13 protein-coding genes are annotated in these 12,983 nt (G+C 41.4%); 7 read left to right on the top strand and 6 right to left on the bottom strand.

Annotated features, from left to right (window positions below; all coding sequences use genetic code 11):
- The first annotated feature begins 9 nt into the window (after positions 1 to 9).
- A complete protein-coding gene (ggt, locus tag BLL41_RS09175; protein ID WP_071577841.1) occupies positions 10 to 1,587 on the top strand; it encodes a gamma-glutamyltransferase in 1,578 nt (525 codons plus the stop codon).
- Positions 1,588 to 1,589: 2 nt separating this feature from the next.
- Here the strand turns inward: ggt and BLL41_RS09170 are convergent, their stop codons facing one another.
- The 3 genes from BLL41_RS09170 to BLL41_RS09160 form a co-directional block, all read right to left on the bottom strand.
- A complete protein-coding gene (locus BLL41_RS09170) occupies positions 1,590 to 1,934 on the bottom strand; it encodes a DUF4181 domain-containing protein (protein ID WP_071577609.1) in 345 nt (114 codons plus the stop codon).
- 157 nt (positions 1,935 to 2,091) lie between these two features.
- On the bottom strand, positions 2,092 to 2,709 hold the full coding sequence (locus tag BLL41_RS09165; RefSeq protein WP_071577608.1) for a flavin reductase family protein: 618 nt from the start codon (positions 2,707 to 2,709) through the stop codon (positions 2,092 to 2,094).
- A gap of 173 nt (positions 2,710 to 2,882) precedes the next feature.
- Positions 2,883 to 3,455: a CotG/ExsB N-terminal domain-containing protein gene (locus BLL41_RS09160; protein WP_071577607.1), complete on the bottom strand. Its 573-nt coding sequence runs from the start codon at positions 3,453 to 3,455 to the stop codon at positions 2,883 to 2,885.
- A 141-nt stretch (positions 3,456 to 3,596) separates the two neighbouring features.
- Between BLL41_RS09160 and cotH the strand changes: the two genes are divergently transcribed.
- The 3 genes from cotH (at position 3,597) to BLL41_RS09145 (ending at position 6,795) form a co-directional block, all read left to right on the top strand.
- The gene (gene cotH / locus BLL41_RS09155) at positions 3,597 to 4,685 is read left to right on the top strand and encodes a spore coat protein CotH (protein ID WP_071577606.1); all 1,089 of its coding nucleotides are present in this window, start codon (positions 3,597 to 3,599) and stop codon (positions 4,683 to 4,685) included.
- A 132-nt stretch (positions 4,686 to 4,817) separates the two neighbouring features.
- Positions 4,818 to 6,059, top strand: coding sequence for a spore coat protein CotH (locus BLL41_RS09150; protein ID WP_071577605.1), 1,242 nt, complete (start codon positions 4,818 to 4,820; stop codon positions 6,057 to 6,059).
- Positions 6,060 to 6,117: 58 nt separating this feature from the next.
- Positions 6,118 to 6,795: a DUF2642 domain-containing protein gene (locus tag BLL41_RS09145; RefSeq protein WP_083427977.1), complete on the top strand. Its 678-nt coding sequence runs from the start codon at positions 6,118 to 6,120 to the stop codon at positions 6,793 to 6,795.
- 55 nt (positions 6,796 to 6,850) lie between these two features.
- On the opposite strand, the gene BLL41_RS09140 is transcribed toward BLL41_RS09145, so the two are convergent.
- Together BLL41_RS09140 and alsR are read right to left on the bottom strand one after the other, a co-directional pair.
- A complete protein-coding gene (locus tag BLL41_RS09140; protein WP_071577603.1) occupies positions 6,851 to 8,179 on the bottom strand; it encodes an arsenic transporter in 1,329 nt (442 codons plus the stop codon).
- A 208-nt stretch (positions 8,180 to 8,387) separates the two neighbouring features.
- Entirely contained in the window at positions 8,388 to 9,296 is a 909-nt protein-coding gene (alsR, locus tag BLL41_RS09135; protein ID WP_071577602.1) for an acetoin biosynthesis transcriptional regulator AlsR, read from the bottom strand.
- A 155-nt stretch (positions 9,297 to 9,451) separates the two neighbouring features.
- On the opposite strand from alsR, the gene alsS reads away from it, so the two are divergent.
- The 3 genes from alsS (at position 9,452) to BLL41_RS09120 (ending at position 12,620) form a co-directional block, all read left to right on the top strand.
- Positions 9,452 to 11,164 carry an acetolactate synthase AlsS gene (gene alsS / locus BLL41_RS09130; RefSeq protein WP_071577601.1) on the top strand — a complete coding sequence of 571 codons (1,713 nt, stop codon included), beginning with the start codon at positions 9,452 to 9,454 and terminating at the stop codon, positions 11,162 to 11,164.
- 61 nt (positions 11,165 to 11,225) lie between these two features.
- Entirely contained in the window at positions 11,226 to 11,993 is a 768-nt protein-coding gene (gene budA / locus BLL41_RS09125) for an acetolactate decarboxylase (protein WP_071577600.1), read from the top strand.
- 99 nt (positions 11,994 to 12,092) lie between these two features.
- Positions 12,093 to 12,620 carry an NAD(P)H-dependent oxidoreductase gene (locus BLL41_RS09120; protein ID WP_069838579.1) on the top strand — a complete coding sequence of 176 codons (528 nt, stop codon included), beginning with the start codon at positions 12,093 to 12,095 and terminating at the stop codon, positions 12,618 to 12,620.
- A gap of 39 nt (positions 12,621 to 12,659) precedes the next feature.
- Here BLL41_RS09120 and BLL41_RS09115 read toward each other — a convergent pair whose 3' ends face one another.
- Positions 12,660 to 12,956: a DUF3892 domain-containing protein gene (locus tag BLL41_RS09115; protein ID WP_071577599.1), complete on the bottom strand. Its 297-nt coding sequence runs from the start codon at positions 12,954 to 12,956 to the stop codon at positions 12,660 to 12,662.
- Positions 12,957 to 12,983 lie beyond the last annotated feature (27 nt).

Raw genomic sequence — 12,983 nt, 5'->3', positions numbered from 1 at the left:
GGACTTGTGATGAACAAATCTGTCATCGGTACAAAGCAAATGATCGTTAGTCCGCATTATCTTGCTTCTCAGGCCGGAAACCGGATACTGGACAAGGGAGGTAACGCATTTGACGCCGCGGTTGCGGTGAGTGCTTGCCTGGCGGTTGTGTATCCGCATATGACCGGACTTGGCGGGGATGCCTTTTGGCTGACCTTTCACCAGGACACAAAGTCAGTAAAAGTCTACAATGGCAGCGGCCGTTCAGGAAAAAACGTAACGAGAGATGTATATAAGGGAAAAAGCGTGATTCCGCTTCGGGGAATTGACAGTGCCATTACCGTGCCGGGAATGGTTGATAGCTGGGATGCGGTCCTGAAGGAGTACGGGCGTCTGTCTCTTGCAGATGTATTGGAGCCCGCACGCGATTATGCCCAAAAGGGGTTTCCTGTATCAGCTGATCAGTGCCGTCACACAGAAAAGAATATTGAACTGCTGGCCTCCACGCCTTACACGGCTGGCATCTTCACGAGAAAGGGCAAAGCACCTGTCCCGGGAGAGCGGTTTGTGCAAAAAGAGCTTGCAGACAGTCTGAACGTGATTGCTGAAAAAGGAAGAAGCGCATTTTATGAAGGAGATATCGCTCAGCGGATTGTCTCGTATTTACAAAATAACGGCAGTTATATGACAATCAATGATTTTAAAGCGCACCGGGGCGAGTGGACGGAGCCTGTCTCAAGTGATTATCGAGGATACAGTGTGTATCAGGCGCCGCCGAATTCTCAGGGATTTACCGGTTTATTAACACTGAACATTTTGGAAAACTATGATTTCACCCAAATCGAACACGGTTCATTTGAGTATTATCATGTGCTTGTGGAGGCATTGAAAAAGAGTTTTCTAGATCGGGATGCCGTCCTGACTGATCCGGCGTTTGCAGACATTCCGCTTGAAAGGCTTTTGGACAAACGTTATGCAAAACAATTGGCAGAAGAAATCGGCTATCTTGCAGTATCGGCAGAAAGCAGGCCGGTGGGAAGTGATACGGCATATGCAGCCGTAATCGATGCGGATGGCAACGCAGTGTCATTCATTCAAAGCCTGTACTTTGAATTTGGCTCGGCAGTCACTGCCGGTGATACAGGCATATTACTGCAAAACCGCGGATCATTTTTCTCACTGGATGAAAATCATATCAACACGCTTGAACCGAGAAAGCGCACCTTCCATACACTGATGCCGGCTATGGTCTGTAAAGGCGGAAAGCCAAAAATTCTGTACGGCACACAAGGCGGCGAAGGCCAGCCGCAGACCCAGACGGCCATCATTACCCGAATGTTGGACTACGGAATGAATCCACAGCAGGCAATCAGCGAACCACGCTGGGTATGGGGCAGAACGTGGGGAGAGGAATACGAAGGTCTCAGAGTCGAGGGCAGATTCACAGAAAAAACAATCCAAAAACTGAAAGACAGCGGGCATCTCGTGGAGGTTGTCGGTGACTATGATCCGCTGATGGGACATGCGGCAGCAATCAAAGTTGATGAAGAAGGGTTTCTCCAAGGCGGAGCCGATCCTCGGGGAGACGGAGCGGCTGTGGGGATTTGAGATTAGAAGAAAATACAAATATAAATAAGAACAACTAGAAGTAGGGCGACACTAAATAAATAGTGTACATATTGTTTTTCTTCCTGCCTATATTTCCATTCCATAAATGTACGTAAACAATTCGACAAGAGTAGAAATAAAATAAGCATTTTCTCGGGAGGAAAGTGAAACAAAGAAAAACTTAATAAAATGAGCAAGATGATGTCCAGCAATCCTTGTGTGCTATTTACAGGTTTATACCACCGAGGTGGTTTAGGGATTCCAAGTTTTTTTCGGGCATAGGTATAAAAAGCAATATTGGTAAATAACATGACCAGTATCACAATCAAAAAATGAGTGCCTTCCATTCTAATCCCCCCTCTTTATCTTTTATACGAAGAAAAAGGAAAATTGTTTCATAAAAGAACACCCGAAGCTTTCTCTGGGTGTTCTTTTTTTATAGGTAACATTTTGTAATCACAAGGTCTTTTTGACTAGTTTCTTCTATTTAAATAGTCCTTCTGTTCAGCTGGGACGAATCAGTGTGAATTCTTCCCCGAGCTTGGCATAGTGGTTTCCCGCCAATCGTGAGGCTGGCTTTAATTCATCTGTTAAAATATATCCCTTTTCTGCATCATACACCTTTTCGTCTAGGTGGAAGCAGACGACTCTTCCAATGAGCAGATCTGCTGTAGTGACTCCTTGATCATTGTCAAAGGTGATATGCCGCTCTAATGTGCACTCAAAGCGAACACGTGCTTCCTGAATGCCGGGAACCGAAACAGCTTTGCTTTCAACAGGGTGAAGCGAGGTGCGCGTAAGCTCGCTTTCATCCGGCCCTAAGTTTGCAGCCGTTTCATTGATATCTTCAATGATGGCTTCATCACTGACATGAATGACAAACTCTCCGTTTTCCACTGCGTTTCGGGCTGTATCTTTTTGGCGTCCACCCGCCCTGTTCACAGAAATACTGAGGAGCGGAGGATCTGAGCTGACGACGTTATAAAAGCTGAAAGGCGCGGCATTTACCGTTCCTCCTGAAGAAAGTGTTGTCACAAATGCAATGGGGCGGGGAATAACGGTACCTGACAATAGCTTGTATGTGTCTTTGGCACTAAGCTGGTCAGCTTGAAATATGTACATGGCAACAACCGCCTTTATTGTTAGGATATCTTGATTATAACGAAATGGTTTCAAGGAAACCAAATGATGCGGGTTGCATATGTTATGTCATGACATATATCTAATACAGGGGAAATGAAAAAATAGGCTTCCGTACTTTCGCCGGCAGCCTATTGAAACAATGGAAACTTAGATTATTTGTATTTCTTTTTGACTACCCAGCAATTGCCGTCTTTCCAGTATTCTTTTTTGCTGTCATAATCATCGTGTTTTTTGCAGTGTTTCTTATGGGAACGATATGATTTTTTGTGTGTGCGGCATGATTTTTTAAAGCTGCGAGATCTTTTGTGTGTGCGACATGACTTTTTAAAGCTGCGAGATCTTTTGTGAGTGCGGCATGACTTTTTAAAGCTGCGAGATCTTTTGTGAGAACAGAACGATCTTTTGAAGCTGCGAGATTTTTTGTGGCTGCGAGATTTTCTGTGAGAACGGTATGATTTTTTGTAGCTGCGAGATTTTTTGTGAGAACAGTAATATTTTTTGTGGCTGCGAGATTTCTTGTGAGAGCAGAATGATTTCTTATGGCTGCGAGATCTTTTGTGAGAACAGAATGATCTTTTGTGGCTGCGTGATTTTTTGTGAGTGCGGTGCGACTTTTTATGACTGCGTTTTTTTCCATGAGGCTCTTGATATAAATAATCCTTTAAACCTTCTTTTTTTGCGGATTTCACCGCTTCTTTGATGTCAGAATGGGAATAGTGGCCCAATTTGAAATCCTCCTTTTTATAAATATGTTAAGGATGAAGATCCTTACTACCCTCATAGTACGCGCGGTTTTAAAAAGTGTATAAGTGTTCCGCTGAGATCTTATAAAAATAAAAGCCTAAAATTTGTAAGGGGGATTATGGATGAAGAATCAATCCAATTTACCGCTTTATCAGCTGTTTGTTCATCCAAAAGATTTGCGTGAATTAAAAAAGGATATATGGGACGATGATCCGGTGCCGGCTGTGATGAAGGTTAATCAAAAAAGGCTGGATATTGATATCGCTTATCGGGGATCACATATCAGAGACTTCAAAAAGAAGTCATACCATATTTCCTTTTATCAGCCTAAATTATTCCGCGGCGCACGAGAGATTCACCTAAATGCGGAGTATAAAGATCCTTCCTTGATGAGAAACAAATTGTCTCTGGATTTTTTCTCAGAGCTAGGGACGCTGTCTCCAAAGGCAGAGTTTGTGTTTGTAAAGATGAATGGGAAGAATGAAGGGGTTTATCTTGAACTAGAATCCGTTGATGAATATTACTTAGCTAAAAGGAAGCTGGCGGATGGTGCGATTTTTTACGCGGTGGATGATGATGCTAACTTTTCTCTGATGAGCGATTTGGAAAAGGAGACGAAGACGTCGCTGGAGCTTGGATATGAAAAGAAGACAGGGACTGTGGAAGATGATTTTTATTTACAGGATATGATTTTTAAAATTAATACTGTCCCTAAAGCCCAGTTTAAGTCAGAAGTGACAAAGCACGTGGATGTCGATAAGTATTTGCGCTGGCTTGCCGGTATTGTATTCACCTCAAACTATGACGGGTTTGTCCACAACTACGCATTATACAGAAGCGGGGAAACCGGACTATTTGAGGTAATTCCTTGGGATTATGATGCGACCTGGGGCAGGGATATCCATGGAGAGCGGATGGCTGCCGATTATGTAAGGATTCAAGGATTTAATACACTAACCGCCCGGATATTGGATGAACCCGATTTTCGCAGGTCTTACAAGCGCCTGTTAGAAAAAACGCTCCAATCTCTTTTTACGATAGAATATATGGAACCGAAAATCATGGCGATGTATGAGCGGATTAGGCCTTTTATCCTGATGGACCCATATAAAAAGAATGATGTTGAGCGTTTTGACCGTGAGCCGGATGTGATTTGTGAATATATTAAAAACCGTTCACAATACCTCAAAAATAATTTAAGTATTTTATGAATGCATGAAAATAGGTATTCTGCTTGCTGAAAAAGCGACAATTAGGCTATTGAATTAGTTCAACAAATAAATGTGACACGTATATATGCAGTATGTTTATCATCTATGTATAAGTGACTAGGAGGAACTTGAATGAGCAAGAGGAGAAAGAAGTATCATTCAAATGATGAAATATCTTATTATAACTTTTTGCATTCAATGAAAGATAAAATTGTTACTGTATATCGTGGAGGTCCGGAATCTAAAAAAGGAAAATTAGCTGCTGTAAAATCAGATTATATTGCTTTACAAGCTGAAAAAAAAATAATTTATTATCAGTTGGATCATGTGAAAAGTATTACTGAGGATACCAATAATAGCGCCACAACAATTGAGACCGAGGAAATGCCCGATGCTGATGATTTTCATAGCTTAATCGGACAATTAATGAACCAATCAGTTCAATTTAATCAAGGGGGTCCGGAATCTAAAAAAGGAAGATTGGTCTGGCTGGGAGATGATTACGCTGCGTTAAACACAAGTGAGGATGGGGTAGTGTATTTTAATATTCATCACATCAAAAGTATAAGTAAACATGATCCCGATTTGAAAACAGAAGAACAGACGCCAGCAGGTGTCCTGGAAGCTGATGATTTAAGCGAGGTTTTTAAGAGCCTAACTCATAAATGGGTTTCCATTAATCGTGGAGGTCCGGAAGCCATTGAGGGTATCCTTGTAGATAATGCCGACGGTCATTATACTTTAGTAAAAAATCAAGAGGTGCTTCGCATCTATCCTTTTCACATAAAAAGCATCAGCTTAGGTCCAAAAGGGTCGCACAAAAAAGAGGATCAAAAGAATGAGCAAAACCAAGAAGACAATAATGATAAAGACAGCAGTTCGTTCATTTCTTCAAAATCATCTAAACGATCACTAAAATCTTCAGATTATCAATCATCCAAATCTGGTCGTTCGTCACGTTCAAAAAGTTCGTCAAAATCATCTAAACGATCACTAAAATCTTCAGATTATCAATCATCCAAATCTGGTCGTTCGTCACGTTCAAAAAGTTCGTCAAAGTCATCTAAACGATCACTAAAATCTTCGGATTATCAATCATCCAAATCTGGTCGTTCGTCACGTTCAAAAAGTTCATCAAAATCATCTAAACGGTCATCAAAATCTTCAGATTATCAATCTTCAAAATCTTACAGCTCATCAGGTTCAAGGAGTTCATCAAAATCATCTAAACGATCATCAAAATCTTCAGATCATCAATCATCAAGATCACCAGGTTATTCAAGTTCCTTAAAAAGTTCAGGAAAACAAAAAGAAGATTATAGCTATGAAACGATTGTCAGAACGATAGACTATCACTGGAAACGTAAATTTTAATTGATAACGAGGAGCATCAGATTAAGTGATGCCCTTTTTCAGTTAAAGGAGGAGAATGGTGAAACGTTTGAATCAATTACTTGACACAGATGTTGAGGTTGTCATTTCAGGAGATACAAGGTTTGTTGGCACCCTCATAGATATCGGACAGGACATTTTTGTTATTTTTGATGGTTGCAATTATCTTTATATTCCATTGTTGCATCTTCATCAAATGAACAAGGCGAAAATAATGACCAGCACTGAGAAATCAATTTTGATAAATCCGGAAGATCCAATGACAGAGGCAGAAACTCAAGCTTTTTCATATAGAAATACATTAAACAAGGTCAAAGGCCAGTTTATTGAAGTTTATGTAACTGGGGGTCGATCGATACATGGATATGTTACAAATGTTTTAAATGATTATATTGTATTTTTTTCACCCGTATTTAAAATACTTTTTATATCTATGCATCATTTAAAATGGTTTACCCCCTATTCAACTGAACAAACACCGTATACTCTTGATAACTCACAATTGCCTGTCGTGCCTTCCAATGTTCCTCTTGTCCGTAATTTTGAGGAGCAGATCAAAAAATATATTGGTGAATTGGTCATATTTGATATGGGAGAGGTGCCAGAAAAAGTCGGTCTATTAAAGGATGTTTCCAATAATATAATTGAGCTAATCAACGCAAGTGGAGAGCCGGTCATTTGGAAGTTAAATCATCTAAAGACAATGCATCTTCCCTAGTGTATAAAAACTGCCCTCTTGAATAGCGGAAGGCAGTTTTTTGTTTCATCCTGTTCTAAAGAAATAGCCAACTGATCCAAAAATATAAACATGCCAACGTAAAAAGAACAGTCAGCGGAATGATGATAATGGTCGTTTTGATATATTCGCCCCATGAAATACTTTCATCATGCTGTTTTAATATATGCATCCAAATAAGCGTTGCTAAGGTTCCTATAGGTAATAATAATGAACCGATATCACTGCCGATAATATTTGCCAAGTAGATGATTTTTGTTGTTGAAGGATTCAGTGGCATTTCAGTTAAGGTAAAAGTACTGATCATTAAAGCTGGATGGTTGTTAAATAGATTAGAAAAAACTGAAGTAGAGATACCCGATGCGAAAGTTGCATGGGCGAGGCTTCCAGAAACCACAGGTTCAAAATAACTCACAAGTAACTCAGTGAACCCGATATTATGCAGACCATAAATTAAGACATACATAGTAAAAGCGAATATAAAAATGTGCCAAGGAGATTTGTATAACAAGTCTTTTGGGGAGGTTTTGAAATAAATCCATCTCCAGCCCAAAAGAATAAAAGATCCGATGACAGCGACAAGAGGAACAGAAATACCGGTATATGATGCTGCAAATAGACTCATTCTGACGAGAAAAACAAATGCAAGCACAAACAACATTATTTTTGTTTGATTTCGTTCTCGTAAAGGAGCTGATGGTGAATGAAGGGGATGGTACCTTCTATGCTGCAGAGACTGAAAATGTCCCGGTATATCTGGCAGGCTTTTGGGAAGACGTTTATAAAAGAACATAAACAGTAGACAAGTCATAAAAATGAGTCCCATCATACTAGGGACAAACATCATGGCGGTGTGAAGATACAGATCCATTCCAATGATTTTGAGAGAAATTAAATTCACAATATTACTTACGCCAATCGGTGCGCTAGAGGCTGTGGCTATTAAAACACCGCTTAATAAATATGGGGTTTTTTGATGTTTTTTTAAACCTAAATATTTTAGTACAAGCAAAAGGATTGGGGTTGTGATCAATACGCTCCCATCATTATTTAGGAAAATGGTCATGAGAAAGCAGAGCAAATTGGTTAGCCAAAAAAGCTTGATGCCAGAACCCCTGGATTGCTGAAGCAGTTTTGCAGCCACCCAATAAAAGAAACCAAAGCTTTCCAGTGCAATGGCCATAATCATAGTGGCAAGGATTGTAACCGATGCACCCGTGACTTTTGTTCCTATTTCCCCCAAGTCTGCCAATGAAACACTTCCGCACAATAAAACCATTAAAGCGCCTAATGTTGCGGGGATAGCTTCATTTAGTCCTTTTGGCCTCCAGTAAATAAAAATCAGTGTTACAAAAAAAGCGAGCAATGTTAATATGCTGGTGAACTCAATAATTTACTTCACCTCTCTATCTTTCATTTTTAAACAAACGATTGTCATACGCTTACTAATGTCCTTGCCAACTATTTGTACTGTATGTATACGTATACTGATATGAAGTTGTACTAAGCGATTATATTAAATTGATAAAAATTCCATAAGAATCCCAAAAGAAAAAAGAGATTGCAAGTATCGTTCATGCACCTGCATCACTCTCTTTAGTTCTTGTCTGTTGACAATTTGAAATATGGATAAAGTGCTTTAAAAGCGGATTATGATTGTCTTTGCGGTAAGCGATAACCCATTCTGCATTAAGCTGTATTTGGTCCATATTTCGATAAGTAACATCCAAATTAAATAATTTTTTGGCTGAGGAAGGAACAAATGTAATACCGATTCCAGCACTGACTAAACCAATCACCATTTGATATTCTGTAGCTTCCTGGACGATGTTTGGGTGGAAGCCCGCTTGCTCACAGAACTGAATAAAATCCATGTATAGAGTAGGCCATGCTTCTTTAGCTACAGTAATAATCGGTTCATCTCTTAAATCCTCAATCGTAATTGATTCCTTAGAAGTCAATGGGTGTTGCTTAGGCAAAGCTAAAACACAAGGGCTGCTTTGGGCGGTTTCGATATGCAAAGCTGTATGCTGTAAGGGAGGATGAAGTATACCAATATCAATATTGCCCTTTAGTAGCTCCTCCTGCTGCCTAGAAGAGGATATTTCACGTAACTCTATTTTTACAGATGGGAATTTTTTGCGATATTCCCGGACAATCGGCGGCAGAAATTCATATGTAGCTGATCCGACAAAACCGATTACGAGATGGCCGTGCTCGCCTCGGGCCGTCCGCTGTGCCAGTTCAATTCCTTGACCGATTTGCATCAAGGCCATGCGGCAATGATTTAAAAAGATTTCTCCTGCTGCGGTAAGCTCGACAAATCGTTTTGTCCTTTTCAGAAGCGTAACCCCGACTTCTTCCTCCAGCTGTTTGATCTGCTGGCTGAGAGGAGGCTGCGTCATGTTCAGCCGTCGGGCAGCCTTTCCGAAATGAAGCTCTTCAGCTACCGCGATAAAGTATTGAAGATGGCGAAGCTCCATTCAATATGCATTCCCTTCATAGGTTAATAATTCGTATTACATATTAATCATAAGGCGAATCGATATTGGAGGTCAATTTCCAAAGAGTGTATAGTGAAACGTATCACAAGACATTTAAAATTTTACGTTAAAATGCATAATAAGGAGTGAGGGTGTTGACAAAAGCAACAAAAGAACAAAAATCCCTTGTGAAAAACAGAGGGGCGGAGCTTGTTGTTGATTGCTTAGTGGAGCAAGGTGTCACACATGTATTTGGCATTCCGGGTGCAAAAATTGATGCGGTATTCGACGCTTTACAAGATAGAGGACCTGAAATTATCGTTGCCCGGCACGAACAAAATGCAGCATTTATGGCGCAAGCAGTCGGCCGTTTAACTGGAAAACCGGGAGTCGTGTTAGTCACATCAGGGCCGGGTGCATCTAACTTGGCAACAGGTTTGCTGACAGCGAACACTGAAGGAGACCCTGTCGTTGCGCTTGCTGGAAACGTGATCCGTTCAGATCGTTTAAAACGGACACATCAATCTTTAGATAATGCGGCGTTATTTCAGCCGATTACAAAATACAGTGTAGAGGTTCAAGATGTAAAAAATATACCGGAAGCTGTTACAAATGCTTTTAGAATAGCGTCAGCAGGGCAGGCTGGGGCCGCTTTTGTCAGCTTTCCGCAAGATGTTGTGAATGAAGTCACAAATACGAAAAACGTGCGTGCTGTTGCAGCGCCAAAACTCGGTCCTGCAGCAGATGATGCAATCAGTGCGGCCATTGCAAAAATACAAACAGCAAAATTTCCTGTCGTTTTAGTCGGCATGAAAGGCGGAAGACCGGAAGCGATTAAAGCGGTTCGCAAGCTTTTGAAAAAGGTTCAGCTTCCATTTGTTGAAACATATCAGGCTGCCGGTACCCTTTCAAGAGATTTAGAGGATCAGTACTTCGGCCGGATCGGTTTATTCCGCAACCAGCCTGGCGATTTGTTGCTTGAGCAGGCGGATGTCGTTCTGACTATCGGCTATGACCCAATTGAATATGATCCGAAATTCTGGAATGTCAATGGAGACCGGACAATCATCCATTTAGACGAGATTATTGCTGACATTGACCATGCTTATCAGCCGGAACTTGAATTGATTGGTGACATTCCATCCACGATCAATCATATCGAACATGATGCTGTAAAAGTGGACTTTGCAGAACGTGAGCAGAGAATCCTTTCTGATTTAAAACAATATATGCATGAGGGTGAGCAGGTGCCTGCAGATTGGAAATCAGACAGAGTGCATCCTCTTGAAATCGTTAAAGAATTGCGTAATGCAGTCGATGATCATGTTACAGTGACCTGTGACATCGGTTCACACGCGATTTGGATGTCACGTTATTTCCGCAGCTATGAGCCGTTAACATTAATGATCAGTAACGGTATGCAAACACTCGGCGTTGCGCTTCCTTGGGCAATCGGCGCTTCATTGGTGAAACCGGGAGAAAAAGTGGTTTCTGTCTCTGGTGACGGCGGTTTCTTATTCTCAGCAATGGAGTTAGAGACAGCAGTTCGACTAAAAGCACCAATTGTACACATTGTATGGAACGACAGCACATATGACATGGTTGCATTCCAGCAATTGAAAAAATATAACCGTACATCTGCGGTCGATTTCGGAAATATCGATATCGTGAAGTATGCGGAAAGCTTCGGAGCAACTGGCTTGCGCGTAGAATCACCAGGCCAGCTGGCAGATGTTCTGCGTCAAGGCATGAACGCTGAAGGTCCTGTCATCATTGATGTCCCGGTTGACTACAGTGATAACATTAATTTAGCAAGTGACAAGCTTCCGAAAGAATTCGGGGAACTCATGAAAACGAAAGCTCTCTAGCACTCTGCGCATCACGACACTGTTTTATGAACAGCACTAATTAAAAGGAGTGAGGGGAAATATGAAACGCGAAAGCAACATTCAAGTGCTCAGCCGCGGCCAAAAAGAACAGCCTGTGAGCCAGATTTATCAAGTATCAACAATGACTTCTCTATTAGACGGAGTATATGACGGGGATTTTGAACTGTCAGAGATTCCGAAATATGGGGACTTCGGTATCGGAACCTTTAACAAGCTTGACGGAGAGCTGATTGGGTTTGACGGCGAATTTTACCGTCTCCGCTCAGACGGAACCGCGACACCGGTCCAAAAAGGGGACCGTTCACCGTTCTGTTCATTTACGTTCTTTACACCGGACATGACGCACAAAATTGATGCGAAAATGACACGTGAAGACTTTGAAAAAGAGATCAACAGCATGCTGCCAAGCAGAAACTTATTTTATGCAATCCGTATTGACGGACTGTTTAAAAAGGTGCAGACAAGGACGGTAGAATTGCAAGAAAAACCTTACGTGCCAATGGTTGAAGCGGTCAAAACACAACCGATTTTCAACTTTGACAACGTGAGAGGAACGATCGTAGGTTTCTTGACACCAGCTTATGCAAACGGAATCGCTGTTTCTGGCTATCACCTGCACTTCATTGACGAAGGACGCAATTCAGGCGGACACGTTTTTGACTATGTGCTAGAGGATTGCAAAGTTACGATTTCTCAAAAAATGAACATGAATCTCAGACTTCCGAACACAGCGGATTTCTTTAATGCGAATCTGGATAACCCTGATTTTGCGAAAGATATCGAAACAACTGAAGGAAGCCCTGAATAATAGAAAAAAAGAAAGCCCCTTTTTGCAGGGCTTTCTTTTTATTTGGCTCTTTTCCTGATTTTAGATAAAATAACATCAAAACAGTAAAGGTGTGGTCTGATGAAAATATTGGTTTTGGCAGTTCATCCTCATATGGAGACCTCAGTTGTTAATAAGGCGTGGGCTGAGGAATTGAGCAAACATGATAATATCACGGTGCGGGATCTTTATAAGGAATACCCGGACGAAGCGATAGATGTTGCGAAGGAACAGCAGCTGTGCGAGCAATACGATCGGATTGTCTTTCAATTCCCGCTATATTGGTACAGCTCTCCGCCGCTCTTGAAAAAATGGCAGGATCTTGTGCTGACTTACGGCTGGGCTTTTGGTTCAGAAGGAAATGCTTTGCATGGCAAGGAGCTGATGCTGGCTGTATCAACAGGAAGCGAAGCGGAAAAATATCAAGCCGGCGGAGCAAACCATTACTCGATCAGTGAGCTATTGAAACCATTTCAGGCCACGAGTAATCTGATCGGTATGAAGTATCTGCCTCCATATGTGTTCTATGGCGTGAATTATGCAACTGCAGAGGATATTTCTCTCAGTGCAAAACGATTAGCCGAATACATCCAGCAGCCTTTTGTTTAAAAGAAAGCCCTGCCCAACATACGGCAGGGCTGTACTTGTTTAAAAATCAGGCAGTTCAGACAGGTTATTTTCCTTCGTGCCGTCCGGTTCACTTCGCAAAATGTCACGTCCGTATTTATGAAAGACATCAACATGAGCGAGTTTTCCTGCTTTTGCTTCTGACAGCGCTGTAGGGTAATCGAGCTCTCTTCCTGTATTGGTTTTCACTGCGATAATATTGTCTTCCTCATTTCTTCTAACCGCAATAATTTCTTCTTTTCCAGATGGAACATTTTCCTGATCGGCAGTTGTTTGCCGGGTTTTATACGATTCATATGCTGCTTCAAATTGATCCATATTTACACCTCCGCTTTTTAGCGTGAA

Source organism: Bacillus sp. FMQ74, assembly GCF_001875785.1.
GTDB lineage: Bacteria > Bacillota > Bacilli > Bacillales > Bacillaceae > Bacillus > Bacillus stercoris.
Note: the sequence above shows the minus strand (reverse complement) of the source record. Positions and strands in the feature narration are given on the sequence as shown.

Excerpts from the sequence above, each read along its gene's own strand:
- ggt (WP_071577841.1), top strand. The coding sequence starts at position 10 with ATGAACAAATCTGTCATCGGTACAAAGCAAATGATCGTTAGTCCGCAT.
- BLL41_RS09170 (WP_071577609.1), bottom strand. The coding sequence starts at position 1,934 with ATGGAAGGCACTCATTTTTTGATTGTGATACTGGTCATGTTATTTACC.
- BLL41_RS09165 (WP_071577608.1), bottom strand. The coding sequence starts at position 2,709 with ATGTACATATTTCAAGCTGACCAGCTTAGTGCCAAAGACACATACAAG.
- cotH (WP_071577606.1), top strand. The coding sequence starts at position 3,597 with ATGAAGAATCAATCCAATTTACCGCTTTATCAGCTGTTTGTTCATCCA.
- BLL41_RS09150 (WP_071577605.1), top strand. The coding sequence starts at position 4,818 with ATGAGCAAGAGGAGAAAGAAGTATCATTCAAATGATGAAATATCTTAT.
- alsR (WP_071577602.1), bottom strand. The coding sequence starts at position 9,296 with ATGGAGCTTCGCCATCTTCAATACTTTATCGCGGTAGCTGAAGAGCTT.
- budA (WP_071577600.1), top strand. The coding sequence starts at position 11,226 with ATGAAACGCGAAAGCAACATTCAAGTGCTCAGCCGCGGCCAAAAAGAA.
- BLL41_RS09120 (WP_069838579.1), top strand. The coding sequence starts at position 12,093 with ATGAAAATATTGGTTTTGGCAGTTCATCCTCATATGGAGACCTCAGTT.
- BLL41_RS09115 (WP_071577599.1), bottom strand. The coding sequence starts at position 12,956 with ATGGATCAATTTGAAGCAGCATATGAATCGTATAAAACCCGGCAAACA.